A 26081-nucleotide genomic window follows, 5' to 3' on the forward strand; every position below is an offset into this window, starting at 1 on the left:
CGTTATGAATCAACTTGAAAACGCTTTAAGTCACATTGACCATTTCCAGTTTGTCCATGAACATTTATTTAGTTCTGGGCAACCGACAATTGAACAGTTAAAACACATCAAAGAATATGGCGTCACAACTGTTATTAATCTAGCTTTAAATGATGCAGAAAACCACCTTCTGAATGAAGACCGTATTTGTTTAGAGCTAGGGCTAAATTACGTTCATATTCCTATTCTTTGGGACACACCTTCTGATGAGCAATGCCTCTTAGTTTTAGACATGTTGGATCATCTGATTCAAGAGCAGATGGTTTGGGTGCATTGCACCCACAACCTTCGTGTGAGTAGCCTAATCTATCTTTACCGCCAATATTATATGGATATGGATATCGCCAGCGCTCAAGATTTATTACATGCAGTTTGGGAACCAAATGAGACATGGACAGGACTGATTCATGCTGTAGCCTTACAACTTCAAGGTCGTAAAGCTACCAAAGAGTTACAACAGTCACTAATGGGTGCAGGTCATTTTGCTTGATGGCTAATCAAAACCGTAGCCGTTGCCAAAATACCTTCTTGACGGCCAGTAAAACCAAGCTTTTCTGTGGTTGTTGCTTTAATACTAATTTGAGTAACATCCACATCTAATACGTCTGCGACAGACTGACGCATCTCTAAATTATACTTCGCTAACTTTGGACGCTCACAGGCGACTGTCATATCCGCGTTATTCAAAACATAGCCACGATCTAAAATAAGCTGATAGACATGTTTTAACAGCGCACGACTGTTCGCCCCTTTAAATTCTGGGTCTGTATCTGGAAAATGTTGTCCAATATCGCCTAGTGCAAGTGCACCCAATAATGCATCACAGAGTGCATGCAGCACCACATCCCCATCGGAATGTGCTTTTAAACCGTGTGTATGTGGAATTTGAACGCCAGCCAAAGTAACAAATTCGCCTTCCTCAAAAGCGTGTACATCCATTCCTTGACCAATTCGAATATTTGCGACCATTCAGTTACGCTCCCTCAGAAATAAATGTTTGAAATCTTGTATTCAGTGTTTCGACTTCGTTATAGTTACACTAGCACAGTGTTGTGAAAGTATAAGTCATCATGTTGTTGAATACAGACATTAAATTCCTTAAAACTATAGCATCTTTCATTGGTATTGGTTGTATGTACACTAGCCTGACGTACGCTCAGGAAATTGATTGTAGTAAAACTGATACTGCTGCAATAAAAACGATGTGTTCTAGCAGTTTCGAGCAGCAACGTCAGAAACTCAAAAACCAATATCTCACTGCATTTTTAATCAGTGATGCACCCTTACGATTATTAGATGATACACATAGTGTATGGCTTAACCGTATACAACAATGCAAAACAGAATCTTGTTTTACGCAGCAATTTGAGCTTCGTACCGATGATCTGAATTTTTACACCTCATTGAATCAGAGTTTGACTCAACATTATTTAAAATTCGAAAAAGGTAAACTTGCGCAACATCCGATTCATTTACAAGTTCATCAGCTTGGTAAAGACAGTATTAAAATTGAAGGAATTGCCTACCGCAACCCAAACAACAAGAAAGAAACTCAAACCATCCCTTTCTTGGCTTACACCACCCCAGAAAAAAAACAAAATATTGTCGACAATGAACATGACTGTAAATATCAATTTGATTATTACAAAGCCATTTTAACTGTTAAAACCCAGCAAAAAGGCTGTGAGCGATTTACTGGTGTTTATCGTCTTTATGATTAAAGACCATTCAAAAATAAAAAAGCACAGATATACTTCTGTGCTTTTGATTCAATATTGCCGTATTAAGCAGGATAAGCCGATGCAATTTCTTGACTGATCATCACCGCTGTTGCAGCAGATAAAGTCCAACCCAAATGTCCATGCCCTGTATTATAAAATACGCGGTCACGTCGTCCACGTCGAACGATTGGCATCATATTTGGCATCATTGGACGCAATCCCGCCCAAGGCACGACACTCTGCGTAGAAATATCAAAGTTTTTATTCGCCCAATCCACCAAAGGCTGAATCCGATCGGAACGAATATCTCGGTTATAACCATTAAACTCTGCTGTACCTGCAATTCTTAATCGATTAGCCCCTAAACGTGAAGTGACAATCTTGGCACTTTCATCCAACAAACTCACCCATGGTGCATGTTGTACACTCTGCTCATCATCCAGATTAATGGTAATTGAATAGCCTTTTACAGGATAAACATTCACTTTATCACCCAGTAAATGCGCCAATTGATAGCTGCCCACACCACCACAAACCACCACAGCATCGGCTTCAAAATATTCTGATACCTGGTCTTCTTTCATGTTTTCAGTGCTGGCTTTACAAATGACGGTCACGCCTTTCTCATGATGTTGTACATCTGTGACTTCTAAGCCAAAACGATATTTCACGCCATATTTTTCTGTTGCCTTGGCAAGACCATTGGTAAACTTATGAATATCACCTGTGGCATCACCTGGACAATAAAAACCAGCATAGTAATCGCCCGTTAAACTAGGCTCAATCTGCTTCACTTCTTCAGGGGTTACTGCATGGCGCTCCAAACCACCTGTACAAAGCAATTGATTGACACGGGTTGCAACTTCATAATCCTTTTGATTGTGATAAAAATGCAAAATACCTCTTTTTTCCAAATCAAATTGAATATGTTCCTGCTCCGCAATATCAAATAAGCGTGTCCGCGCCAATAATGCCAATTTTACCGTATCTCGGGTATTTTCTTCATAGTGCTTAATATTGCCCAAAAACTCGACCAACCACGCATATTTATGCACATCAAAAGATGGATTCAGCAACAAAGGGGCATCTTTACGCGACATCCATTTAATGCCTTTCAATACAGTCGACTTTTGATTCCAGACTTCTGCATTACACGCCGAAAGCTGCCCGCCATTGGCAAATGAAGTTTCCATTGCAGGATAAAGATGTTTATCGATAACGGTTACATCGTAGCCCAATTGTGATAATTCATAGGCTGAAGTTACCCCAGTAATTCCAGAGCCAATAACAATAATATGTGGCATAAAGCACTCCTTGGAAATGCATGCATTCCTTGTGTTATGCCCCATCTGTCATTGGTACCTGAGAGCTTCGGTCGTATGCAGCATACAACCATCCCCTTCGGTGAGTGCCTATTTTATCTTTATGCACTTCTCTCCAGATTTTGAAATTATTACAGTCCTTCTGCCTGAGAGTTTCCGGGGTCGTTGCTCCTTCGGCGAGCACATACTGTGCTTCTCTCCTGCAATAATTGCTTATTATAATATGAGCAATATATATACCATTTGCGAGTACCAAATATACAAATTTAGTAATTATTTATAAGAAAGAATTTTAATATTTATTATTATAATAAAAATCAAATACTTAAAATGAAAATATGTGATTCTATTTTATCTAAATCATGTCAATAGAAATGATTTTAACCCATAAAAAAGCCCCAAATAATGAGGCTTTTGCATTTTAGCGGTGCGTATGGACTGACATAACAATTCCCATACCCGCAAGCAGTGCAATAACGGCAGTCCCCCCATAACTCATCAAAGGCAATGGATCACCTGTCACAGGAAGAATCCCACTAATCATGCCCGAGTTTAGGAATACGAAGAAAAAGAAGGTTAAACCGATTGCACTTGCCAGTAAACGACCATAATTATGAAAGGAATTAAGTCCAATCATCATGCAACGGAAAATAATCGCCGCATACAATGCGAACAGAAACATGACCCCGAAAAATCCAAATTCTTCCGAATAGGTCGATAAAATAAAGTCAGTGTGGTGCTCGGGTAAATAGCCCAAATGCGACTGTGTTCCTTCCAAATACCCCTTACCCATTAAGCCACCAGAACCAATCGCAATTTTCGACTGAATAATATTCCAACCCGCTCCTAGCGCATCAGATTCTGGATCAAATAGGGTTAATACCCGCTTCTTTTGGTAAGCCTGTAAGACATACATCCATAACACGGGTGCAGCAACAGCCAAGGCGGTCAAAGCCCCTAGAATAAGACGCCAAGACATACCACTCAGAAAAAGAACAAAAATCCCTGGAATAATCAAACCAATGGATAAATCGGGTTGTAAGGCAACCAATACAAAAGGCACAAACATGATGACCAGTGCCCCCAAAATATGAACCAATTGGGGTGGAAATGGCTTTCTAGCAAAATACCATGCCATCATTAACGGCATCGCAAACTTCATAAATTCACTGGGTTGCATACTGCCAATACCCGGTACAGTCAACCAACGCTTAGCGCCTAAACGAGTATCCCCAATTACAAGCACCAAAATCAATAACACTATTGAAATCAAATAGAAATACGGACTAGTCGCCTGATAAACTTTCGGTGGAATTTGCGCACAAAGAAATAACAGAATAAAACCTACACCAAAACTTGTGGCTTGACGCAGTACCATTCCCATATCTTCAGCAGTGGCACTATAAACCGCCATTAAACCAATAATAGAATTTACGATCAATAATCCTAATAACCAAGGATCTAGATGCAAACGGTGCCATTTTGAAGAATCGTCCTTAATACTTCGGCCATCACGTAAGGATTGGCGTAAGAAACGATACTGTTGAGAAGGTATCATTTGATGAGGCAATACAGCTAAAAGTGAGCAGAGTATAAATTTAAACTGCGATAGAGTGAATGCTTAATTCCGCGTTCAGGAAAATTATTTCGTAACCATTCACTGCAAGCGCAGAAATTGTTAAATTAGCTTTGTGATTGAATAATAAAACGCGCCAACTGCAAATCATCTGGATAGGTAATTTTGATATTATCCGAGCGCCCATGAACCACTTGCACAGGATGTCCTGCATATTCTAGCGCGCTGGCTTCATCGGTAATCACTTGCTGATCTTGCAAAGCCAGTTCAATCGCTTGCTTTAATATACCCAATTTTGCCATTTGTGGCGTTTGAGCTTGCCATAATAAATCACGACTTACTGTCTGACTGATGATGGCTTCAGTTTCCACGCGTTTTAACGTATCGCGCACTGGAATAGCAAGAATAGCGGCTTGATCCGTTTCAATCGCTTTATAAACCAATGTATTTAACACAGCTAAACTGATGCAAGGACGTGCCGCATCATGCACCAACACCCAGTCATTTTCATCTGCAATTTGAGTCAGATAATTTAAAGCATTCAGTACAGAATCAACTCGCTCGTTACCACCAACACAAAAATGTGCCTTTTCTGGAGCAGCCAAAGCTAAAGTTGAAATCACATCATCATCTTGTGCAACAGCAAGTACATAACCTGCTAGTGCTAAACCGTTTAATCTCTCCACTGTATGCTCTAATACAGTTTTATGATCAAGCAATTGATATTGTTTTAATTCAGACTGAGAAAAACGACGTCCAGAACCCGCAGCAGGAATCACCACCCAAAGCTTATTGGTCATTAACTGGCTCTGGTGGGATGGCATTATCATCTTCATTGGTACGTAAATCTGCTTTAGCGTTAGGATCAATATAAATAGGTTTATATTGAGTACTGATGGTACTCATTTGCACAAAAGTTTCACGCGGTTTAACCAAACCTAAATCTAAACGTGCATGTTCTTCTATGGCTTCAACACCATTTTTTAAATCATAAACTTCAGCGGCAAGAACGCGATTACGCTCTTTAAGCTCATCATTAATTTCTGTTTGTTGTTGGATTTTTTGGGTCAGTTGTTGATGATCATGGTAACCACCCTCACCAAACCAAAATAAATACTGAAACCCTGCGATCAGTACGATCGCAAGGCCCAATAGTAATTTACTCGCAAAAGAGTCAAATACATTTAACATAGATAGCATTCAATCGCTTAGTTCAAACCTTTGAACTCAGCTTTACCGCGATAGATTGCATTAGTCAACTCTTCAATACGAAGCAATTGGTTATATTTTGCAACACGGTCAGAACGGCAAAGTGAACCCGTCTTAATTTGACCCGCTGCTGTACCCACTGCAAGATCCGCAATTGTAGAATCTTCAGTTTCACCAGAACGGTGAGAGATTACAGTCGTGTAACCATTTGCTTTCGCAAGGTAGATTGCATCTAAAGTTTCAGTCAATGTACCAATTTGGTTGTACTTGATCAAAATAGAGTTACCTACTTTTTGATCAATACCACGTTGTAAAATCTTAGGATTCGTAACGAATAAATCGTCACCTACCAATTGGATTTTGTCACCAAGGATTGACGTTAAGTAAGACCAACCTTCCCAGTCAGACTCATCTAAACCATCTTCAATTGAGATAATTGGGTATTGGTTTACAAGATTTGCCAAATAGTCAGAGAACTGGTTGCTTGTGAATGCTTTATTGCCTTCACCTGCAAGGATGTATTGACCATTTTTGTAGAATTCTGAAGATGCACAGTCAAGCGCAAGCATGATATCAGAACCCGCTTTGTAACCTGTTTGACCAATTGCTTCAAGAATAACCGTGATCGCTTCTTCATTTGAACGTAAGTTCGGTGCAAAACCACCTTCATCACCTACAGCAGTGTTTAAACCTTTTTTGTTTAAAACTGATTTCAAAGAATGGAAAATTTCAGCGCCAGCACGTAACGCTTCAGAGAATGAAGTGAAGCCAACTGGCTCGATCATGAACTCTTGAATATCAACGTTATTGTCTGCATGTGAACCACCATTGATGATGTTCATCATAGGTACAGGCATGCTTAATGTCGTTTGACCACGAAGATCTGCGATATATTGGAAAAGAGGAATTTTCTTTTCAGTAGCGGCAGCACGAGCAACAGCCAAAGAAACTGCTAAAGTTGCATTTGCACCTAGTTTTTCTTTGTTTTCAGTACCATCAAGTGCAATCATCGTGTTATCGATGTCTTTTTGCTCAAATACTGATTTACCAACTAATGCAGCACGAATCGCGGTGTTTACATTGTTTACAGCAGTTTTAACGCCTTTACCTAAATAACGCGCTTTATCGCCGTCACGAAGTTCTAAAGCTTCACGAGAGCCAGTTGAAGCACCAGATGGTGCACATGCACGACCTACAACACCAGATTCTAGGATAACGTCTGCTTCGATGGTTGGGTTACCACGAGAGTCCAAAATTTCACGTGCACGAATGTCAACGATTTGGCTCATGAATAATTCCTCAGTTGATTAATAACGAGATGCTTTAGAAGGCATCAATGAGTATCTAATTTTGCGAAACCTTTTACCAAGGTATCTAATTCTTTTAGCTGTGCTAAGAACGGCTCAAGTTGCGACATACGTAAGGCACATGGACCATCACATTTGGCTTTTTCAGGATCTGGATGTGCTTCCAAGAACAAACCCGCCAAGCCTGTTGCCATACCTGCGCGAGCAAGTGTCGTGATTTGTGCACGGCGACCGCCTGCTGAATCTGCACGACCACCCGGGGTTTGAAGCGCATGGGTCACATCAAAGAACACAGGAACATTCATTTCTTTCATGATGTCGAAGCCCAACATGTCTACAACCAAATTGTTGTAACCAAATGCCGAACCACGCTCACAAATAATCAACTTGTCATTTCCTGCTTCTAAACACTTATGCAAAATATGGCGCATTTCGTGCGGAGCAAGGAATTGTGCTTTTTTGATGTTAATAATGGCATCTGTTTTTGCCATTGCTTCAACCAAGTCAGTTTGACGGCTTAAAAAAGCAGGCAACTGAATGATATCTGCAACTTCAGCCACTGGCGCAGCTTGATACGGCTCATGCACATCAGTAATGATTGGCACATTAAAGTGCTTTTTAATGTCCGCCAACCATTCAATTCCTTTTTCCAAACCAGGACCACGGAATGAATTTAAGCTCGAACGATTCGCTTTATCAAAACTTGCCTTAAACACATAGGGAATGTCTAAGCGCTTGCAAATATCAACATAAGTTTCTGCAATTTCAAAAGCTAAATCTTTTGACTCTAATACGTTCATGCCGCCGAATAGTACAAATGGCAAGTGGTTTGCCATTTGTATATCGCCTAAACGTACAATTTCTTGTGGTTTTAATTGTGACATTTAAACTTTCCTAGTTTAGTCCTAGACATACCTTATTCTTAAGCTTTTTGATGTTTTGCTTTCGCTGCACCAATAAAACCTGCAAATAATGGATGACCATCACGTGGAGAACTTGTAAATTCCGGGTGGAATTGTACAGCAATAAACCAAGGATGTTGAGGAATTTCAACTGTTTCTACTAAGTGCTGTACAGGTGAATAGCCCGAAATTTTCATACCCGCAGCTTCAAGTGCTGGAATGAAACGGTTGTTCATTTCATAACGGTGACGGTGACGCTCTACAATTTCAGCTTTGCCATACACTTCACGTGTTTTTGTGCCTTCAACCAGTTCAGATTTTTGTGCACCTAAACGCATTGTGCCGCCAAGGTCGGACTCTAGGCTACGCTGTTGTACTTCACCACGTTCATCTAACCATTCTGTAATCAAACCAATCAATGGTGATTTAGTTGAACGGTTAAACTCTGTAGAAGTCGCATCTGCAATACCCGCAACGTTACGAGCAAATTCAATCACTGCCAACTGCATACCCAAACAAATACCAAGGAATGGCACATTGTTCTCACGTGCATACTGAATCGCTTTCATTTTGCCTTCAGTACCACGCTCACCAAAACCACCTGGCACAAGAATCGCATCTGCATCTTTTAATGCTGTTGCTACATCTTGGCTTTCAAGGTCTTCAGCATTCACGTAATCGATTTGAACTTTAACGCGATTTTGAATACCAGCGTGTAATAAAGCTTCATTTACAGATTTATACGCATCTGGAAGTTCAACATATTTACCCACCATTGCAACACGAACTGTGTATTCAGGGTTCAATAATGCTTCTACCACATTGTCCCAATCTGAAAGATCAGCTTCAGGTAAATCATTAAAGCCAAAACGCTCACAGATTAAATCATCAACGTCTTGCTCATAGAATGTGCGAGGAATTTGATAAATCGTTTTTGCATCTTTACACACCACAACCGCACGCGCTTCCACGTTAGTGAATAATGCGATTTTGCGTGTCGTATCCGCATCGACATCGTATTCAGTACGGCAGATTAAGATATCTGGTTGAATACCAATAGATAGCAACTCTTTTACAGAGTGTTGAGTCGGTTTGGTTTTTAACTCAGCCGCAGACTTGATATATGGCAACAACGTTAAATGCATAAGCATGGTACGTTTGTGACCTAATTCAACCATCAACTGACGTACAGATTCCATGAATGGGAGAGATTCAATGTCACCTACTGTTCCACCGATTTCTACGATGGCAACGTCATAACCTTCGCCAGCGCGAAGAACACGTTCTTTAATATTGTCTGTAATGTGTGGAATTACTTGAACAGTACCACCTAAGTAATCACCACGACGCTCTTTATTGAGTACGTCTTGATAAACACGACCAGAAGTAAAGTTGTTGAGTTTGGTCATTTTCGCACGACGTAAGAAACGTTCGTAATAACCCAAATCCAAGTCAGTCTCAGCACCATCCTCTGTGACAAAAACTTCACCATGCTGGAATGGACTCATCGTCCCTGGATCGACATTAATGTATGGATCCATTTTGACCATGGTGACTTTTAAACCACGGGCTTCTAAAAGTGCAGCAACTGAAGCAGCTGAAATACCTTTACCTAGTGATGAAACTACACCACCAGTAACGAAAATAAAATGGGTCATTAAGTTTCTCGTACAATGGAGCCTAAATCGGCCTACAATGTTGTGCGATTTTACTTTACTCTGTACCTAGAAAGCAAAGTCATTTAGCAGCAATTCATAGATCAATAAACAATTGGCTATTCTATCAGCATTTCCGATAAAAATTTAGTAGGGAATCTCAGGATTTTTCATCTGTCATTTTACTGCTATACTATGCGCACTCTATTTATGCTTTATTTTGTGCAATTATGAATAAGAAACTTTTAATCTGTGGTGCCCTTGCATTGGGTTTATTACTTACCGCATGTGTGAAAAAAGAAGAACCTAAAGATGAGCAAGCTGAAACAGCTCAAGCTGCATCTGAACCGACTGAACAAGCACAGTTCCAACCTTTAGAAGCATCTAAACCTGAAGCGGAAGTGGTTATTCCAACTCAAGTTGAAGTTGTGCGTGAGCAAACGCCAAATACTACGACTGAAATTCGTCGTGAAGTAGCGCCGAAACCAACCACAACGCAAACTGTTGAAGCCCCTAAAGCTGAAGAGAAACCTGCTCAAGCAGTACAACAGCCAAAACCAAATACAACAGCTCAGTCTGAAGATGATGCCGTCGCTGCTGCCATTGCTGCCGCAACGCCTGCATTAGACAACAAATAATTTAGAATTTATTAAAAAAAACCAGTTCAAATGAACTGGTTTTTTTTAATGCTCGATAAAAAACCATCAATGCTTTAATCTGCATGTAACTTTAAATAATCTGCTATTAATTTTGCAGCCCATGATCGGGTTTGAGTCATCCCCTCATAAAAACCACAATGGCTGCCTTTTTTGGTTGTCACAACAATAATATTTTCCATTCTTTGAACCACTGATTTATACGGATCAAAGTTTTTGATATGACAAACAGGGTCATCCTCAGAATTTAGAACCATCAATGGAATTTTGACGTTCTCAAACACGTGGATAGGATTAATGGCTTGGGTATAACTTGCATAATCGTGATAACCTGCCAATTCGAAATAACTTTTCTCAAATTCTGCAAGTGTTTTGACCGCCAATACCTGTGACAATGAATTTACAGGTTTCCAAGTGGGCAAATAAGGATGAATAAAAGTCTTGAATAGTTTTTTGGTCATGACTTTACTATAAAACGGATGGATATTTTCAAATCCAAGTTCTGTATTATAGCCAGGACATAATGCGAAGGCTGCTTTAAAAGGTGTGTCCTTACCTTGCTCGCCCAAATAACGAACCAATAACCCTGTACCTGCGGACGAACCCACTGCATATAAAGGTGACGCTGGAAATTGTTGTTGAATGTAGGCAACTTGCTCACGTAAATCGGCAGTGAAACCAAACAAGCTCATTTTAGGCACAGGTAAAGGTAAATCTGCATGACCACGGCGCAAACACAAAGCAATACGCCAACCCGTATATTGATGCAGATCTCGAACCAACTCCCTCATACTGGCCAAATTACCCGTAATCGTATGTAGAAGAATAATCGTTGGAGTTTGTGGTGGTAATTCCAAACCATACCAAGCTACCGCAGTCACGCCACCATCTTGCATGGTTAATTGATCAATTCGATCATAATTAAGTTGAATAGTTCGCTTCTTAATTACATCAAAATATAATAAATGGGCATGTTTGTTTGACAACCACGGGGTTGGACGATATTTCTGCTGAAGTTGAGGTAACTGTTCTAGAACCGCTTTACTTTGCCCTTGTGGGCTATAGTACAGTTTGGGTTGTTCAGCACCAATGACTGAATCAAACCACTCCGAACCCAGAACTTTAATTTTATTTAAAGTAGATATGCTCATATCGATTTACCACTACTGATCATGAGTGAAAGCTTGCTGTATTAATGTTGCAATCTGCTGCCCCCAAACTGCATAAATTTCTTTACTTGGATGAAAACCATCGCTCGCCATCGGCAAATTCATTGTTTGAAAGGCATGAATATCGAAATGTAGAAACTTAAACTGACTTTTCTTATCTAAGCATTGTTGCAATTGCTGATTCATTGCAGCTGCATATTGACCCAATAACCATGCCAATGGATTCGGTAAGGCAGGAAAATGTTGCATCGGTGGGACGCCAGTGACAATAATCAATTTCGGCTGAAACCGATTCTGTACTTCCTCAAATAAATGCTGTTGTTGCTTCAACCAAGATTTGACGGAAGTCAGTTTGGTAACATCATTTACCCCCACCGATGTGACGACTACATCGTACTGCTGTGGTGCTAAATGCTGTGCTGCCCGAATGACTTGAGGCGTTGTATCACCCGTCTTCGCATGTAGTTTCCAGAGAATCCGATAATCATCTTGCAATGCTTGAAGAATCGCACCAGACAAAGCTTCATTTTGTGATTCAACCCCTACGCCTGCTGCCGCCGAATCTCCTAAAATTAATAAAGACAATGGTTGCCCTTGACCGATTATTCCCTCTCGATCACCACTGGCTTCTAAAAGGCGTGGCGTATTGTTACGAACTTTTACTCCTTGAAACACCAACACAGGCAATAAGGCGAAGGTCGAAAGTTTTAACCACATCTGTTTAATCTCAGTAATTGAGTGAATAAGCATGAATTAAGCGGGTTGAAATTGTTTAATCCGCTGCCCCATTTCAGCAGCCAATGCTTCTAAACCACTTTTTGGACGAATCATGACTTCAAAATCAACAATTTGACCTTGCTCATTGAATTGAATCATATCAATTCCTTTCAATTTTTTGTCCCCAACATTGGCTGAAAACTCTAAAACAACAGATTGTGCATTTTCGGTCAAAAATTCACGGTGATAAGTAAAGTTTTCGAACACCTGAATCACATTGCTCAAAATAAACTGTACCACTGCTTTACCTTCATAAGGATGAAAAGCAACAGGAGATCTAAATACCACATCGTCTGCTAACAATTCATTTAAATAGTCCATGTCACGTGTTGCAACCATATGGTGCCATTTATGTAATGCATCTTGGCTTTGTTTTAATTGCATTGTTGTGTTCTCCTTAATTGATGAAAAGAGGACCCATAGGTCCCCTTTATTTTAAATTACTGCTGCAAGCTCAGCACCTTGACGAATTGCACGTTTCGCATCCAATTCACCTGCTTCTTTTGCGCCACCAATTAAGTGTACGGCTTTACCATCAGCTTTAAGTTGATCAAACATTGCTGTGAAAGGTTCTTGTCCTGCGCAAATCACCACATTATCTACATCTAGAACCATTGATTTATCATTAACAATAATGTGCAGACCTTGGTCATCAACTTTTTCATAGCTTGCGCCCGCAATCATCTGTACATCACGGTTTTTCAATCCTGTACGGTGAATCCAGCCCGTCGTTTTACCCAAACCTGCACCTACAGATGTCGGTTTACGCTGTAATAAGAAAATTTCACGCTCAGAAGCTTCTACTTGTGGTTGTTTTAAACCACCCACATCGTTGTAATGCGTATCAATACCCCATTCATCGTAGAATTTCTGTGGGTTTAAACTGCCACTTTCACCTTCGTGGCTCAAGTATTCAGCCGTATCAAAGCCAATACCGCCTGCACCAATCACCGCGACACGCTTCCCTACTGGCTTACGCTCTCTTAATACTTCAATGTAGTTCAATACTTTTGGATGATCGATCCCTTCAAAGCTCAACTCACGTGGAGTTACACCTGTTGCTACTACAATGTCATCAAAGTTAGCTTGGCTGAGTTCTTCATACGTCGCTTTATGGTTCAATTGCAGCTTAATCTTCGGTTGTAACAATTCAATTTTACGTTTGAAGTAACGTAGGGTTTCATAAAACTCTTCTTTACCTGGAACCGTTTTGGCAATATTAAACTGACCACCAATTTGGTTCGCCGCTTCAAAAATAGTGACATTATGACCACGTTCTGCTGCATAAGTTGCAAAACTTAAACCCGCAGGACCCGCACCAATCACCGCAATATTTTTTGCTTGACCAGCTTCTGTGAAGATTAACTCTGTTTCATAACATGCACGTGGATTCACTAAACATGTTGCAATTTTCATCGAGAAAATGTGATCTAAACAAGCTTGGTTACAACCAATACAGGTATTAATTTCATCACTACGACCTTGTTCGGCTTTAAGAACAAACTCAGGGTCTGCCAGCATTGGACGCGCCATAGAGACGATATCCGCATCACCCGTTGCCAATACATGCTCTGCCATTTCAGGTGTGTTGATACGGTTCGATGTAACCAAAGGCACCTTCACACTACCTTTTAATTTTTTGGTGACCCACGTAAATGCCGCACGAGGTACTTTGGTCGCAATGGTTGGAATACGCGCTTCATGCCAGCCAATACCTGTATTGATAATGGTTGCACCCGCTTTTTCAATTTCTTTGGCTAAGTGAATGACTTCATCTAAGCTCGAACCGCCTTCAACCAAATCCAGCATAGATAAACGGTAAATAATGATGAAGTTTTCACCAACTGCTTCACGGGTACGTCTTACGATTTCAATTGGGAAACGAATCCGTTTTTCATAACTACCGCCCCATTCATCATCACGATGGTTGGTACGCGCAGCAATAAACTCATTGATTAAATAACCTTCTGAACCCATGATTTCTACGCCATCATAGCCTGCGTATTGTGAAAGTTTGGCGCAGTTTACAAAGTCATCAATCGTTTGCTGTACTTCAGCAGAACTTAACTCTTTAGGACGACTTGGATTAATTGGTGCTTGAATTGCAGATGGAGCAACAATATCTTTTTGATATGAATAGCGTCCAGTATGTAGAATTTGCAACGCAATTTTACCGCCAGCGTCATGAACTGCCTGAGTAATCACTTTATGGTGTTCTGCTTCTTCACGGGTATCGAGCTTAGAACCACCTTTAAAAGTCAAACCATGATCATTGGGTGAAATACCACCCGTCACAATCAGTCCAACACCGCCTTTTGCACGTTCAGCATAAAATGCTGCCATACGGTCATAACCACCTGGTGCTTCTTCAAGACCAACGTGCATAGAACCCATAAGTACACGGTTTTTAAGCGTAGTAAATCCTAAATCTAATGGGGCGAGTAAATGTGGATAATTGGACATGAGACCTCCATGGCTTGCGATGTGCTGGCTAAATTTTGCTTTTATGCAACTTGTTGCACTAATTTATAATCTAATTTTGAAATCTATGCAACATGTTGCATAATATCTTTATCTTAAATTTGTTGATGCTAGCTTATGTCTTTAGCACATGTCCTTCTTACCAGCTTAATTGAAAAACCCAGTACAGGCATTGAATTAGCACGGCGTTTTGACCGTTCTATGGGGTTCTTCTGGAATGCAACACATCAACAAATTTATCGTGAACTCAGTGCCATGCAGCAAAAAGGCTGGATTTCCACCCTTGAAGATGAAAGTTCCAATAGCAGAAAAAAAACCTATCAAGTGGAACAATTGGGTCGTACTGAATTGGCGGACTGGATGGTCAAACAAAGCCCGCCAGCACAACTGCGTGAAGAACTGATGGTGCGTTTAAGAGCAGAAGCCCAAGTCGGTGATGCAACCGTATTGCCCGAGTTAGAAAGACACCTCATTCTGCATCAAGAAAAATTGCAAATTTACCAACAAATTTTTAGTAAAGACTTCTCAGCTACAGAAAATGAAAATCGGACTTTATATATTCATAAAATGATTTTACAGTTAGGCATTAATTTAGAAGTGGGCTGGATTGAATGGCTTGAAGCCATGATTACAGGTCTGAAAAAATTTGAACAATCTTAAAAAATAGAGAAATTACCATGCCTTATTATCAAATGCCCGATCAGGAACAATTGTACGTTCGTGAATTTGGTCAGGGTAAACCTGTGTTAGTCTTATCAGGTTTAGGCATGCAAAGTTGGCAGTGGATGCCCTTCCTTATTCAAAACAGTAAACAATTTAAATTTATTATTCCAGATTGGCGTGGGTTTGGTCGCTCCAAATCCTGCCGTATACCTGAAATAGATGCTATTTCTAGCCATTGGCGTGATTTAGAGGCACTCATCCAACAATTAAAGTATCCTAATTTTGCCGTCATTGCTTTCTCAATGGGAGCAACAACTGCCATGCATGGCATGAAATATGGAAATCTTAAACAATATATCAATCGTTATTTACATATTGACCAAGCACCTAAAATTACAGTCGATACCCATTGGCCGTATGGTCTACTTAGTCAGCAACACTCCAATTTTAAAAAGCTCTTGGCTGAAATTTCACTATTTTTTTCTGCCTTACCCCCAGTAAAAAGTCTGGAAGACCTTGAGCCTGCTTCACGTCAAGAATTTATTAAAATATGGAGTAAATTCATATTATTACAAAACAACCGTGGCTTGAGTCCCCTTGTATGGAACACGGCTTTAAAATATGATAAATTGCAAAAGCACCTGTTACCCGTACACCGTCTCGACTATCTGGCATGGTATATCAATAACTATCTGTATCATGATGAAGATTACCGAGAATCTTTAGCAGAGTTAGACTGTCCAACGACTTTTTTTATTGGGGAAAATTCAGCACTTTACCCATCTCAAGGACAAAAAATTATCGCGAATAGTGTCAAAAATGCCAAGCAAGTCATTTTTGAACGGTCAGGTCATGCCATTTTAATTAATGAACCCTTCAAATTTCAGCGAGAAATTTCCCGCTTCCTTTTGAATCATCATCAATAGCCGTACTTTACAATTAAAGCACCGCTCGATCGTATTTAATTGCTTCAAGATCATATACTTGATAAATGCAATCAAATAGCGAGCGGATATCTTCGCTTTCATCCATACTTCGAATAGCGAGGAAGATTGGACTAACGGCGGCATCATCTAACAACGGAATATAGTTGAGGTGAGGAAACTGAATGCTACAAGCACTTTCAGGCACAATACAAATCCCTTCACCCGCAGCCACCAAGCCTAGTGCCAACTGAATTTCACGCACTTCACGTAAACTGCGTGGTTCTAAACCATACTCTGAAAATAGGCTGCGGACTTGGGTCGAGAAATTAGGTTTAGGATGACTTGGGTATAAAAACAAACTTTCTTCAACTAAATCTGCAAGGTATACCCCTTGTTTTTGCGATGCTAAAGCATGACTACTATGAGCGGCGACCATTAAGGGTTCTTCACGCAATAACACACGACGAATTGCAGGATCAGAAATTCTTAAGCGCCCAAAACCAACATCAATCCGCCCTTCTTTAAGCGCCTGAATTTGGTCTTTGGTGCTCATTTCAATCAGTTCAATTTTAAGCTGAGGTTGCTGCTGACGAAATAAATACACAATTCTTGGCAACAAACCATAGAGCAATGACCCCACAAATCCCATCGTTACCGTGCGCTCGACCATACCCACACGTTTGGTCATCGACTTTACTTCTTCCGCATTAGACAAAAGTTTAACTGCATGCTGGTAGAAAAATTGACCCGCTGGCGTGGTCTGTAATGGTCGACTACCTCGCTCAAAAAGTTGAATTCCGAGCTCAGCTTCAAGGTTTTGGATCTGCCGGCTCAATGGAGGTTGGGCTATAAACAGTTTTTCTGCTGCTTTGGTAAAACTTTGTTCCTCTACAACCGCTACAAAATAGCGTAGGTGTCTAAGTTCCATAAGACTTCATACCTTTTAAATATAAAAAAATGCCAAAATGATCTTCGACAGGTTTAAATCATTCTTTTAAGGTATATCACATGACTTAGACAAATCAAGATAGCGAAGCCGAAAGATGTATAAATCGATTGAAACGTTGCTTGTAGAAATACCGACAATCCGCCCACATAAAATGGCGGTTGCAACAATGCAAACTCAAACCCTCGTTCTAGTAAAAGTCACCACAGAAGATGGCTTTACTGGTTGGGGTGAAGCAACCACGATTGGTGGCTTAGGCTATGGCGAAGAAAGCCCTGAAAGTGTCAAAACCAATATTGAAACTTATTTTGCCCCATTACTCAAATCGTTATCAGGTTTGAATGTGGCTCAAACCATACAAACCATCAAACGCAATATCAATGGCAACCGCTTTGCTAAAAATGCCATTCAAACTGCTCTTTTTGACATTCAAGCGCAACGTTTAGGCTTACCCATCAGTGAAGTGCTTGGTGGGCGTTTACGACATAGTGTGCCCGTACTTTGGGTATTGGCTTCTGGTGATACCGAAAAAGATATTGCAGAAGCACAGCAGATGATTGCCTGCAAACGTCACAACACCTTCAAACTAAAAATTGGTTCACGTCGCGTGGAAGAAGATGTTGAACATGTTTTGGCCATTAAACAAGCCTTAGGCTCAGACGTTTCTATTCGTGTCGATGTAAATCGTGCTTGGTCAGAACTTGAAGCCATTAAAGGCATTCAACAGTTACAAGATGGTGGTGTGGATTTAATTGAACAACCCTGTGCCATCGACAACATTGATGCCATGCAACGTCTTACCCGTCGCTTTGATATTGCCATTATGGCGGATGAATCGTTGATGGGGCCTGACAGTGCTTATCGCTTAGCAAAACGTAATGGTGCATCGGTCTTTGCCGTAAAAATTGCGCAATCTGGCGGTTTAGTCGAAGCCAGTGAAGTTGGAAAAATTGCCAAACTGGCAGGAATTGATCTTTACGGTGGCACTATGCTTGAAGGGCCTGTGGGCACTATGGCATCGGCGCAAGTCTTTTCTACCTTTCATAATTTAGCGTATGGCACTGAACTGTTTGGTCCACTGTTGCTGACTGAAGAGATTTTAAAAACTCCGTTGCAATATCAAAACTTCGAGCTGATGTTACCAACCACAGCAGGACTGGGTATTGAACTTGATGAAGACAAAATTGACGGTATGCGTCGCCAGTAATTAAAGGAATTCCACATGCTTTACCACGTACGAATGGATGTAAACCTGCCGCGGGATCTGCCAATAGAACAGGCAAATGAAATTAAAGCGGTTGAAAAAGCATATTCACAAGAACTGCAACAGCAAGGCAAATGGCGCCACATTTGGCGTATTACAGGTCAATACTCAAACATCAGTATTTTTGATGTAGACAGTAACGAAGAGCTGCACAACATTTTGCAAGCTTTGCCACTGTACCCGTATATGAACATTGAAGTGATGCCTTTAAACCGACATCCCTCTTCTATTCGTGAAGATGATCGCTAAGAAATAAAAGATTAAGGAAAGTACGCTTTCCAAATTGTAAAAACTACCTGTATTCACAAGGAATGTGGCCAGCCAGTGCATTGATGTAATCAAGCATGTGCCAGCCACGAAAACATACTTAAGGAGCTATAGTATGAACCGTCAACAAATTGATGCCCTCGTAAAAGAAATGAATGTCGACACTGCGACTGGTCCTGTCGATGCACGTGTACAACAAATTGTTGTACGTTTAGTGGGTGATCTGTTCCAAGCCATTGAAGACCTCGACATCAGCCAATCTGAACTCTGGAAAGGTCTAGAATATTTTACCGATGCGGGTCAAGCCAATGAATTGGGTCTTTTAGCTGCTGGCTTAGGTTTAGAACACTATTTAGACCTTCGCGCCGATGAAGCGGATGCCAAAGCTGGGATTACTGGAGGTACGCCACGTACTATTGAAGGTCCACTGTATGTTGCAGGTGCGCCTGAATCTACTGGTTTTGCCCGTATGGACGATGGTTCTGAAGAAGGCAAAATTCCGACGCTCATTATTGAAGGAACAGTGACTGACACTGATGGTCAGATCATTGAAGGTGCAAAAGTTGAAGTTTGGCATGCCAACAGCCTAGGCAATTACTCGTTCTTCGATAAGTCGCAATCTGACTTTAACTTACGCCGCAGTATTTTAACCGAAGCTAATGGTCACTATGTCGCACAAACCACCATGCCTGTTGGCTATGGTTGCCCACCAGAAGGTACAACTCAATTTGTATTGAACAAGTTAGGTCGTCATGGCAACCGTCCTTCACATGTGCACTATTTTGTCTCTGCTCCTGGCTATCGCAAGCTCACCACGCAATTCAATATTGAAGGTGATCAATACCTTTGGGACGATTTTGCCTTTGCAACCCGCGATGGTTTGGTTGCAACTGCGGTAGAGATCACTGATGAAGCTGAAATTGCCCGTCGTGGTTTAAATCATCCGTTCAAACACATCACATTCAATATTGAACTCGTTAAAGATCTGCAAGGCGCTCCTTCTACCGAAGTTGATCGTCGTCGCGCTAGCGCTTAAACCACATTTTAGGAACCGAAATGACCTCTAAATTAAACGTCATTTCGGTGAGTTCCCCACATTTGGAACCTCGGAGAACGGACATGCCTCGTATCCCAGTTATTAATACCAGCCATCTTGATCGTATCGATGAATTACTTGTCGATAACTTCGAAACTGGCGAATTCAAGCTTCATCGTTCAGTCTTTACTGATCAAGCCCTGTTTGACCTAGAAATGAAGTATATCTTCGAGGGCAACTGGGTGTACTTGGCACACGAAAGCCAAATTCCAAATAACAATGACTATTACACGACGTATATTGGCCGTCAGCCGATTCTAATTGCGCGCAACCGTAATGGTGAACTCAATGCCATGATCAATGCCTGTTCACACCGTGGTGCACAGCTTTGTCGTAATAAACGTGGTAATAAAGCAACCTATACTTGCCCTTTTCACGGTTGGACATTTAACAACTCAGGCAAACTGTTAAAAGTTAAAGATCCAGCAGATGCAGGCTATTCAGACTGTTTTAACCATGAAGGTTCACACGATCTGAAAAAAGTCGCACGTTTTGGCAACTATAAAGGGTTCTTGTTCGGTAGCTTAAATCCAGATGTTTCCTCTTTAGAAGAATACTTAGGCGAAACCAGCAAAATCATTGACATGATTGTGGATCAGTCTGAACAAGGTCTTGAGGTTTTACGTGGTGCATCTACCTACACCTATGAAGGCAACTGGAAACTAACTGCGGAAAATGGTGCAGATGGTTATCACGTTTCTGCGGTGCACTGGAACTATGCAGCGACCACTCAACAGCGTAAAGAAAAACAAGCGGGTGACAACATCCGTGCCATGAGCGCAGGCGCTTGGGGTAAACAAGGCGGTGGCTCATACGGTTTTGACAATGGCCACATGCTGCTTTGGACACAATGGGCTAACCCTGAAGACCGTCCAAACTTCCCGAAAGCCGACGAATATTCTGAAAAATTTGGCGAAGCAATGTCCAAGTGGATGATTGAACGCTCACGTAACCTTTGTCTTTATCCAAACGTTTATTTGATGGATCAATTCGGTTCGCAAATTCGCGTACTGCGCCCAATTTCAGTCAATAAAACCGAAGTCACCATTTACTGTATTGCGCCTGTTGGCGAAAACGCAGAAGCCCGTACACGCCGTATTCGCCAATATGAAGACTTCTTCAATGCCTCAGGCATGGCTACACCCGATGATTTAGAAGAATTCCGTGCATGCCAAGCGGGCTACGCAGGCATTGAACTGGAATGGAATGATATGTGCCGCGGTTCAAAACATTGGATTCATGGCCCAGATGATGCTGCCAATGAAATTGGTCTAAAACCAAAACTTTCAGGCGTAAAAACCGAAGATGAAGGCCTCTACCTTGCACAGCACCAACACTGGTTAGACATGATGAAAATTGCAATAGCCAATGAAAAAGCACTGGCTGTTGAAACTGCAAATGAACAAGGAGAAGTGGCATGAATGCTCCTACAACACTCAATACCGTTAGCCTCGAACAAGTCAGTCAGTTCCTGTATCAAGAAGCACGTTTTTTAGATGATGAACAATGGGACGATTGGCTTGCATGTTATGCCCCTTCAGCATCGTTTTGGATGCCTGCATGGGATGACGACGATACCCTGACTACGGATCCGCAGTCTGAAATTTCACTGATTTACTACCCAGACCGTCAAGGTTTAGAAGACCGCGTGTTCCGCATTAAAACTGAGCGCTCTTCTGCAACCATGCCAGACACGCGTACTTGTCACAATGTGAACAATATCGAAGTGATTGAGCGTGATGGCGATAAAGTTACCGTCCGCTTTAACTGGAATACGCTGAGCTTCCGCTACAAAACCAGTTATAGCTACTTTGGGATGTCGCGTTATGAAATCGATTTTTCAGGTGAAAAACCACAAATTTTAAGTAAATACGTGGTCCTGAAAAACGATTACATCAACCAAGTGATTGATGTTTATCACCTCTAAATTTTAACCACACATCCTTAGTATGCTTTCAGCCAAATGGAGTTTTGGCTGAAAGTTCCAAGTTTCAACGTTTTTAAAGGATATTCAGCCATGTCAAACCACAATGTTGCACTTCAATTTGAAGATGGCGTAACGCGTTTTATTACCGTGACTCAAGGTGAGTCTTTATCAGATGCCGCTTACCGCCAAAAAATTAACATTCCGCTAGACTGCCGTGATGGTGCATGTGGGACTTGCCGCGCTTTTTGCGAATCTGGTAGTTATGACATGCCTGAAGAAACGTATATTGAAGATGCGTTAACACCAGAAGAAGCGGAACAAGGCTATATTTTGGCTTGCCAATGCCGCCCAACCTCGGATGCCGTATTCCAAATTCAAGCTTCATCTGAAGTCTGTAAAACCGAAATTCACCAGTACCAAGGTACTTTAGTCGCTGTTGAAAACTTATCAGAATCGACCATTACTTTTGATATTCAGCTTGATGAAGGTCAACCTGACATTCACTTCCTTGCTGGTCAATATGTCAACGTCGGCATCCCAGAGACAGCAGAAACTCGCTCCTATTCATTTAGCTCAAAACCGGGCAACCGTTTAACGGGCTTTGTGGTACGTAATGTGCCGAATGGAAAAATGAGCAGCTTTTTAAGTGGTGCTGCCAAAGCGGGCGAAAAAATGACTTTTACAGGTCCATTTGGTAGCTTCTATTTGCGTAATGTGGTTCGTCCTGTGGTGATGCTCGCAGGCGGTACAGGCATTGCCCCATTTATGTCAATGCTGCAAGTGTTAGAAGAAAAAGGCGCTGAACACCCTGTGCGTTTGGTGTTTGGTGTGACCAATGACTTCGACTTAGTCGCTTTAGAACAACTGGATGCCCTGCAAGCCAAACTCCCATGGTTCGAATACCGTACCGTTGTTGCAAGCCCAGACTCTGCACATGAACGTAAAGGTTATGTGACGGGGCATATTGACAATGAATGGCTCAATGGTGGGGACGTCGATGTCTACCTTTGTGGCCCTGTCCCTATGGTTGATGCTGTACGTGGTTGGTTAGAGAGCGAAGGCGTAAAGCCTGCAAACTTCCTGTTTGAAAAATTCTCTGCAAACTAATACATCACCCAATATTTAAGTGATCAAAAAAATGATACGCGAAAATGCCATTCGCAATTTTTCAAAGCAGAACGGCTGAGTAAAACGGCTCTTTCTGCGAGAAATCTGTCCAGCAACAACTTTTTGACGAGTTTTGCGAATGGTTATGGTTTTGCTTACTTTTCCCAAAAGAAAAAGTCAGTCCAACCGAAAGCTAATCTGGTAATTGATGTTTAGATATTAAGATCCCAGTGTGCCAAATAGTATAAATTAAAGCATTCATCTTTATATTTGATGATGAGCGAGTTCAAAAAATGACGTCAAATCAAAGATTTTTAAACAAAGTAGTCATTGTGACTGGTGCCGCTCAAGGCATTGGTCGCGGTGTTGCACTCCAAGTGGCTGAAGAAGGTGCCCAAGTTGTATTAGCTGATTTATCTGATTATGTCGATGAAACATTAGCAGAGATTGAAGAACATCAAGGTGATGCAATAACAGTCAAAGCCAACCTTGAAACCTTCGCAGGCGCACAACGTGTTGTAGAAAAAGCACTTGAAGTCTATGGCCGTATTGATGTACTCATCAATAATGTCGGTGGTGCAATTTGGATGAAACCCTTTGAAGAGTTTTCTGAAGAAGAAATCATTAAAGAAGTGAATCGCTCATTGTTCCCAACGCTGTGGTGCTGCCGCGCAGTTTTACCTGAAATGATTAAAAATCAGAAAGGTACGATTGTAAATGTCTCTTCTATTGCGACTCGTGGCATTAACCGAGTGCCCTATTCGGCTTCCAAAGGCGGGGTCAATGCCCTTACAGCATCACTAGCTTTTGAACATGCCAAAGATGGGATCCGAGTGAATGCAGTGGCGACAGGTGGAACAGAAGCACCACCACGTAAAGTGCCGCGCAATGCAAATCCACTGTCTGAAAATGAAAAGTCGTGGATGCAACAAGTGGTCGATCAAACCATTGACCGTAGTTTTATGAACCGTTACGGCACAATTCAGGAACAAGTGAATGCAATTGTATTCCTTGCTTCAGATGATTCGTCGTATATGACAGGTACAGTTGTTCCAGTCGGCGGTGGTGATCAAGGCTAATTGGCCGCCACATTACTTTATATACAGGATCATGTCTGCATGGAGGCAATCAATGGCTACCCTGTTTAAAACTTTGAAAGAAGATTGGTCTATTTCAGCCACTGTCGCAGGATTTTTGGCTGTACTGATTTCCTATTCAGGACCACTCATTATCTTTTTTCAGGCTGCACAAAAAGCTCAGGTTTCCCCAACCATGATGATTTCATGGATTTGGGGTATTTCTATTGGAGCAGCAGTGGCAGGGATATTCCTTTCCATTAAGTTTAAAGTCCCTGTGATTACCGCATGGTCTGCACCGGGTACGGCTTTGTTGGTTACTCTGTTCCCGAGTATTAGCCTGAATGAAGCGGTTGCCGCCTATATCACCGCTGCTGTGGTGATTTTCCTGATTGGGGTTAGTGGTTACTTCGATAAATTATTGAAATGGATTCCTCAATCTGTTGCTGCGGGGATGATGGCGGGGATTTTATTTCAGTTTGGTTTAGGGTTGTTTAGCGCAACTAACAGTATGCCAATTATTGTATTTAGCATGTTGTTTGTTTTTTTAGTCGCAAAACGAATTTCCCCACGTTATAGCATGCTTTGGGTGTTGCTTTCAGGTGTTGCCTTGAGCTTTGGGCTTGGTGAAATGAATGCGGTAAGTTTAGATTTCCAACTTGCCATTCCTCAGTTCATTAGCCCCGAGTGGACTTGGCACTCTACCCTAAACCTTGCTCTGCCACTGATTTTAGTTAGCCTGACAGGACAATTTTTACCGGGCATGGCCATCATGAAACTAAGTGGTTACGACATGTCTGCCAAGCAGATTATCACCACCACCAGTATTGTCTCTTTAGCTGTTGCCTGTGTCGGGGGTATCACCATTGTTTTGGCATCCATTACTGCTGCACTTTGCATGGGCAAGGATGCACATGAGTTAAAGGAAAAACGCTATATCGCGGGGATTGCTAACGGCATTTTTTATATTTTAGGTGGCTTGTTTGCAGGCAGTATCGTTCTGTTATTCAGCTTGCTGCCGAAAGAGCTTGTTGCCGCTTTGGCTGGATTGGCCTTATTGGGTGCCATTTCAACCAATATCGCTGTAGCCATGGAAGAAGAGTCTCAACGAGATTCCGCACTAATGACTTTTTTAGCCACAGCTTCAGGCATGCACTTTTTAGGTCTAAGTTCCGTGTTTTGGGGCATCGTTATTGGTTTAACTGCACATCTGATTTTGACCAAACGCAGCCCTAAAGTTTCAGCTTTAGCTTCAAGCCCCAATCCAAATTCCAAAAGTTAATAGGTACGCTGTGCCTAGGACAATATTATGATTGATAAAAGTTCAGCTTCTTTAACAGAAGCACTTTCGCAAATAAAGGACGGCTCAACCATCATGATCGGTGGTTTTGGTACAGCAGGACAACCTGCTGAACTCATTGACGGGCTGATCAAGCTTGGACGTAAAGACCTCACCATCGTCAGCAACAATGCAGGCAATGGCGACTATGGTCTGGCGAAACTGTTGAAGGCTGGTGCCGTCAAAAAAGTCATCTGTTCATTCCCGCGTCAGTCCGACTCTTGGGTCTTCGATGAACTCTATCGTGCAGGCAAAATCGAATTAGAACTGGTGCCTCAAGGCAATTTGGCCTGTCGTATTCAAGCCGCAGGCATGGGACTCGGCGCAGTCTTCACCCCTACAGGCTTTGGTACCTTATTGGCCGAAGGCAAAGAAACCCGTCACATCGACGGTAAAGATTATGTACTGGAATACCCAATCAAAGCTGACTTCGCTTTGATTAAAGCCCAGCAAGGCGACCGTTGGGGGAACTTGGTTTACCGTAAATCGGCACGTAACTTTGGCCCGATTATGGCGATGGCAGCAAACGTGACCATTGCTCAAGTTTCTGAAGTGGTGGAACTGGGTGCTTTAGACCCTGAACACATCATCACCGCAGGCATCTTTGTTCAACACGTGGTGCAGGTTCAACCTGAACCAGTTGCTGTGTAATCGGG

The 26081-nt window shown here is 41.6% G+C and carries 27 protein-coding genes and 1 riboswitch; of the genes, 14 read left to right on the top strand and 13 right to left on the bottom strand.

Features of this window, described 5'->3' with window-relative positions:
- Positions 1-4 precede the first annotated feature (4 nt).
- Positions 5-529: a protein tyrosine phosphatase family protein gene (locus E0H87_RS10500; RefSeq protein WP_131323550.1), complete on the top strand. Its 525-nt coding sequence runs from the start codon at positions 5-7 to the stop codon at positions 527-529.
- Here E0H87_RS10500 and ispF read toward each other — a convergent pair.
- Positions 517-1008: a 2-C-methyl-D-erythritol 2,4-cyclodiphosphate synthase gene (ispF, locus tag E0H87_RS10505; RefSeq protein ID WP_131323551.1), complete on the bottom strand. Its 492-nt coding sequence runs from the start codon at positions 1006-1008 to the stop codon at positions 517-519. The genes E0H87_RS10500 and ispF overlap by 13 nt on opposite strands.
- 101 nt (positions 1009-1109) lie before the next feature.
- Between ispF and E0H87_RS10510 the strand changes: the two genes are divergently transcribed.
- Positions 1110-1760, top strand: coding sequence for a hypothetical protein (locus E0H87_RS10510; RefSeq protein ID WP_131323552.1), 651 nt, complete (start codon positions 1110-1112; stop codon positions 1758-1760).
- A 62-nt stretch (positions 1761-1822) separates the two neighbouring features.
- On the opposite strand, the gene E0H87_RS10515 is transcribed toward E0H87_RS10510, so the two are convergent.
- From E0H87_RS10515 to E0H87_RS10545, 7 genes are all read right to left on the bottom strand, one after another.
- Positions 1823-3064 carry a D-amino acid dehydrogenase gene (locus E0H87_RS10515; protein ID WP_131323553.1) on the bottom strand — a complete coding sequence of 414 codons (1242 nt, stop codon included), beginning with the start codon at positions 3062-3064 and terminating at the stop codon, positions 1823-1825.
- Between the two features lie 142 nt (positions 3065-3206).
- Positions 3207-3295, bottom strand: a riboswitch (glycine riboswitch).
- Positions 3296-3503: 208 nt separating this feature from the next.
- Positions 3504-4640 (bottom strand): rod shape-determining protein RodA, encoded by a 1137-nt coding sequence (rodA, locus tag E0H87_RS10520; RefSeq protein WP_131323554.1) that lies wholly within the window; start codon positions 4638-4640, stop codon positions 3504-3506.
- A 125-nt stretch (positions 4641-4765) separates the two neighbouring features.
- Positions 4766-5482, bottom strand: a complete 717-nt coding sequence (gene ispD, locus E0H87_RS10525; RefSeq protein WP_131323555.1) for a 2-C-methyl-D-erythritol 4-phosphate cytidylyltransferase — start codon at positions 5480-5482, stop codon at positions 4766-4768.
- Positions 5448-5849, bottom strand: coding sequence for a cell division protein FtsB (ftsB, locus tag E0H87_RS10530; protein WP_131323556.1), 402 nt, complete (start codon positions 5847-5849; stop codon positions 5448-5450). The genes ispD and ftsB overlap by 35 nt, the downstream gene beginning before the upstream one ends.
- 17 nt (positions 5850-5866) lie before the next feature.
- A complete protein-coding gene (eno, locus tag E0H87_RS10535; RefSeq protein WP_131323557.1) occupies positions 5867-7156 on the bottom strand; it encodes a phosphopyruvate hydratase in 1290 nt (429 codons plus the stop codon).
- Positions 7157-7200: 44 nt separating this feature from the next.
- Positions 7201-8058: a 3-deoxy-8-phosphooctulonate synthase gene (gene kdsA / locus E0H87_RS10540; protein WP_131265296.1), complete on the bottom strand. Its 858-nt coding sequence runs from the start codon at positions 8056-8058 to the stop codon at positions 7201-7203.
- A gap of 38 nt (positions 8059-8096) precedes the next feature.
- Entirely contained in the window at positions 8097-9734 is a 1638-nt protein-coding gene (locus tag E0H87_RS10545; RefSeq protein ID WP_131323558.1) for a CTP synthase, read from the bottom strand.
- Positions 9735-9961: 227 nt separating this feature from the next.
- Between E0H87_RS10545 and E0H87_RS10550 the strand changes: the two genes are divergently transcribed.
- A complete protein-coding gene (locus E0H87_RS10550; RefSeq protein ID WP_131323559.1) occupies positions 9962-10369 on the top strand; it encodes an internalin in 408 nt (135 codons plus the stop codon).
- Between the two features lie 74 nt (positions 10370-10443).
- Here the strand turns inward: E0H87_RS10550 and E0H87_RS10555 are convergent, their stop codons facing one another.
- The 4 genes from E0H87_RS10555 to E0H87_RS10570 are packed head-to-tail and all read right to left on the bottom strand — an operon-like array spanning position 10444 to position 14796.
- The gene (locus E0H87_RS10555; protein ID WP_131323560.1) at positions 10444-11538 is read right to left on the bottom strand and encodes a YheT family hydrolase; all 1095 of its coding nucleotides are present in this window, start codon (positions 11536-11538) and stop codon (positions 10444-10446) included.
- Between the two features lie 12 nt (positions 11539-11550).
- Entirely contained in the window at positions 11551-12273 is a 723-nt protein-coding gene (locus E0H87_RS10560; RefSeq protein WP_131323561.1) for an SGNH/GDSL hydrolase family protein, read from the bottom strand.
- 36 nt (positions 12274-12309) lie between these two features.
- Positions 12310-12717, bottom strand: coding sequence for a nuclear transport factor 2 family protein (locus E0H87_RS10565; protein ID WP_131323562.1), 408 nt, complete (start codon positions 12715-12717; stop codon positions 12310-12312).
- Between the two features lie 51 nt (positions 12718-12768).
- Positions 12769-14796, bottom strand: coding sequence for an NADPH-dependent 2,4-dienoyl-CoA reductase (locus E0H87_RS10570; RefSeq protein WP_131323563.1), 2028 nt, complete (start codon positions 14794-14796; stop codon positions 12769-12771).
- Positions 14797-14931: 135 nt separating this feature from the next.
- Here E0H87_RS10570 and E0H87_RS10575 point away from each other — a divergent pair, with 135 nt between their 5' ends.
- The gene (locus E0H87_RS10575; RefSeq protein ID WP_131323564.1) at positions 14932-15474 is read left to right on the top strand and encodes a PadR family transcriptional regulator; all 543 of its coding nucleotides are present in this window, start codon (positions 14932-14934) and stop codon (positions 15472-15474) included.
- 17 nt (positions 15475-15491) lie between these two features.
- Positions 15492-16403 carry an alpha/beta fold hydrolase gene (locus E0H87_RS10580; RefSeq protein WP_131323565.1) on the top strand — a complete coding sequence of 304 codons (912 nt, stop codon included), beginning with the start codon at positions 15492-15494 and terminating at the stop codon, positions 16401-16403.
- Between the two features lie 13 nt (positions 16404-16416).
- On the opposite strand, the gene E0H87_RS10585 is transcribed toward E0H87_RS10580, so the two are convergent.
- Positions 16417-17331, bottom strand: a complete 915-nt coding sequence (locus tag E0H87_RS10585) for a LysR family transcriptional regulator (RefSeq protein ID WP_131323566.1) — start codon at positions 17329-17331, stop codon at positions 16417-16419.
- A 115-nt stretch (positions 17332-17446) separates the two neighbouring features.
- Between E0H87_RS10585 and E0H87_RS10590 the strand changes: the two genes are divergently transcribed.
- From E0H87_RS10590 to E0H87_RS10630, 9 genes are all read left to right on the top strand, one after another.
- The gene (locus E0H87_RS10590) at positions 17447-18556 is read left to right on the top strand and encodes a muconate/chloromuconate family cycloisomerase (protein WP_131323567.1); all 1110 of its coding nucleotides are present in this window, start codon (positions 17447-17449) and stop codon (positions 18554-18556) included.
- A 15-nt stretch (positions 18557-18571) separates the two neighbouring features.
- On the top strand, positions 18572-18862 hold the full coding sequence (gene catC / locus E0H87_RS10595) for a muconolactone Delta-isomerase (RefSeq protein ID WP_131323568.1): 291 nt from the start codon (positions 18572-18574) through the stop codon (positions 18860-18862).
- Positions 18863-18995: 133 nt separating this feature from the next.
- Positions 18996-19916 (top strand): catechol 1,2-dioxygenase, encoded by a 921-nt coding sequence (catA, locus tag E0H87_RS10600; RefSeq protein WP_131323569.1) that lies wholly within the window; start codon positions 18996-18998, stop codon positions 19914-19916.
- Between the two features lie 83 nt (positions 19917-19999).
- Positions 20000-21397 (top strand): benzoate 1,2-dioxygenase large subunit, encoded by a 1398-nt coding sequence (gene benA, locus E0H87_RS10605; RefSeq protein ID WP_131323570.1) that lies wholly within the window; start codon positions 20000-20002, stop codon positions 21395-21397.
- Positions 21394-21903 (top strand): benzoate 1,2-dioxygenase small subunit, encoded by a 510-nt coding sequence (gene benB, locus E0H87_RS10610; RefSeq protein ID WP_131323571.1) that lies wholly within the window; start codon positions 21394-21396, stop codon positions 21901-21903. Before benA ends, benB begins: the two co-directional genes overlap by 4 nt.
- A gap of 90 nt (positions 21904-21993) precedes the next feature.
- A complete protein-coding gene (benC, locus tag E0H87_RS10615; protein WP_131323572.1) occupies positions 21994-23010 on the top strand; it encodes a benzoate 1,2-dioxygenase electron transfer component BenC in 1017 nt (338 codons plus the stop codon).
- Between the two features lie 293 nt (positions 23011-23303).
- Positions 23304-24089 (top strand): benzoate diol dehydrogenase BenD, encoded by a 786-nt coding sequence (gene benD, locus E0H87_RS10620; RefSeq protein WP_131323573.1) that lies wholly within the window; start codon positions 23304-23306, stop codon positions 24087-24089.
- A gap of 52 nt (positions 24090-24141) precedes the next feature.
- Entirely contained in the window at positions 24142-25368 is a 1227-nt protein-coding gene (benE, locus tag E0H87_RS10625; RefSeq protein WP_131323574.1) for a benzoate/H(+) symporter BenE, read from the top strand.
- 27 nt (positions 25369-25395) lie between these two features.
- Positions 25396-26076, top strand: a complete 681-nt coding sequence (locus E0H87_RS10630; RefSeq protein WP_131323575.1) for a 3-oxoacid CoA-transferase subunit A — start codon at positions 25396-25398, stop codon at positions 26074-26076.
- Positions 26077-26081 lie beyond the last annotated feature (5 nt).

This window comes from Acinetobacter sp. ANC 4178, from assembly GCF_004331175.1.
Lineage (GTDB): Bacteria > Pseudomonadota > Gammaproteobacteria > Pseudomonadales > Moraxellaceae > Acinetobacter.

Excerpts from the sequence above, each read along its gene's own strand:
- ispF (WP_131323551.1), bottom strand. The coding sequence starts at position 1,008 with ATGGTCGCAAATATTCGAATTGGTCAAGGAATGGATGTACACGCTTTT.
- ispD (WP_131323555.1), bottom strand. The coding sequence starts at position 5,482 with ATGCCATCCCACCAGAGCCAGTTAATGACCAATAAGCTTTGGGTGGTG.
- E0H87_RS10510 (WP_131323552.1), top strand. The coding sequence starts at position 1,110 with ATGTTGTTGAATACAGACATTAAATTCCTTAAAACTATAGCATCTTTC.
- E0H87_RS10570 (WP_131323563.1), bottom strand. The coding sequence starts at position 14,796 with ATGTCCAATTATCCACATTTACTCGCCCCATTAGATTTAGGATTTACT.
- benE (WP_131323574.1), top strand. The coding sequence starts at position 24,142 with ATGGCTACCCTGTTTAAAACTTTGAAAGAAGATTGGTCTATTTCAGCC.
- E0H87_RS10560 (WP_131323561.1), bottom strand. The coding sequence starts at position 12,273 with ATGTGGTTAAAACTTTCGACCTTCGCCTTATTGCCTGTGTTGGTGTTT.
- E0H87_RS10580 (WP_131323565.1), top strand. The coding sequence starts at position 15,492 with ATGCCTTATTATCAAATGCCCGATCAGGAACAATTGTACGTTCGTGAA.
- E0H87_RS10630 (WP_131323575.1), top strand. The coding sequence starts at position 25,396 with ATGATTGATAAAAGTTCAGCTTCTTTAACAGAAGCACTTTCGCAAATA.
- catC (WP_131323568.1), top strand. The coding sequence starts at position 18,572 with ATGCTTTACCACGTACGAATGGATGTAAACCTGCCGCGGGATCTGCCA.
- catA (WP_131323569.1), top strand. The coding sequence starts at position 18,996 with ATGAACCGTCAACAAATTGATGCCCTCGTAAAAGAAATGAATGTCGAC.
- E0H87_RS10565 (WP_131323562.1), bottom strand. The coding sequence starts at position 12,717 with ATGCAATTAAAACAAAGCCAAGATGCATTACATAAATGGCACCATATG.
- benD (WP_131323573.1), top strand. The coding sequence starts at position 23,304 with ATGACGTCAAATCAAAGATTTTTAAACAAAGTAGTCATTGTGACTGGT.
- E0H87_RS10585 (WP_131323566.1), bottom strand. The coding sequence starts at position 17,331 with ATGGAACTTAGACACCTACGCTATTTTGTAGCGGTTGTAGAGGAACAA.
- benB (WP_131323571.1), top strand. The coding sequence starts at position 21,394 with ATGAATGCTCCTACAACACTCAATACCGTTAGCCTCGAACAAGTCAGT.
- E0H87_RS10575 (WP_131323564.1), top strand. The coding sequence starts at position 14,932 with ATGTCTTTAGCACATGTCCTTCTTACCAGCTTAATTGAAAAACCCAGT.
- E0H87_RS10555 (WP_131323560.1), bottom strand. The coding sequence starts at position 11,538 with ATGAGCATATCTACTTTAAATAAAATTAAAGTTCTGGGTTCGGAGTGG.
- E0H87_RS10515 (WP_131323553.1), bottom strand. The coding sequence starts at position 3,064 with ATGCCACATATTATTGTTATTGGCTCTGGAATTACTGGGGTAACTTCA.
- E0H87_RS10590 (WP_131323567.1), top strand. The coding sequence starts at position 17,447 with ATGTATAAATCGATTGAAACGTTGCTTGTAGAAATACCGACAATCCGC.
- E0H87_RS10545 (WP_131323558.1), bottom strand. The coding sequence starts at position 9,734 with ATGACCCATTTTATTTTCGTTACTGGTGGTGTAGTTTCATCACTAGGT.
- benA (WP_131323570.1), top strand. The coding sequence starts at position 20,000 with ATGCCTCGTATCCCAGTTATTAATACCAGCCATCTTGATCGTATCGAT.
- ftsB (WP_131323556.1), bottom strand. The coding sequence starts at position 5,849 with ATGTTAAATGTATTTGACTCTTTTGCGAGTAAATTACTATTGGGCCTT.
- rodA (WP_131323554.1), bottom strand. The coding sequence starts at position 4,640 with ATGATACCTTCTCAACAGTATCGTTTCTTACGCCAATCCTTACGTGAT.
- E0H87_RS10500 (WP_131323550.1), top strand. The coding sequence starts at position 5 with ATGAATCAACTTGAAAACGCTTTAAGTCACATTGACCATTTCCAGTTT.
- kdsA (WP_131265296.1), bottom strand. The coding sequence starts at position 8,058 with ATGTCACAATTAAAACCACAAGAAATTGTACGTTTAGGCGATATACAA.
- benC (WP_131323572.1), top strand. The coding sequence starts at position 21,994 with ATGTCAAACCACAATGTTGCACTTCAATTTGAAGATGGCGTAACGCGT.
- eno (WP_131323557.1), bottom strand. The coding sequence starts at position 7,156 with ATGAGCCAAATCGTTGACATTCGTGCACGTGAAATTTTGGACTCTCGT.
- E0H87_RS10550 (WP_131323559.1), top strand. The coding sequence starts at position 9,962 with ATGAATAAGAAACTTTTAATCTGTGGTGCCCTTGCATTGGGTTTATTA.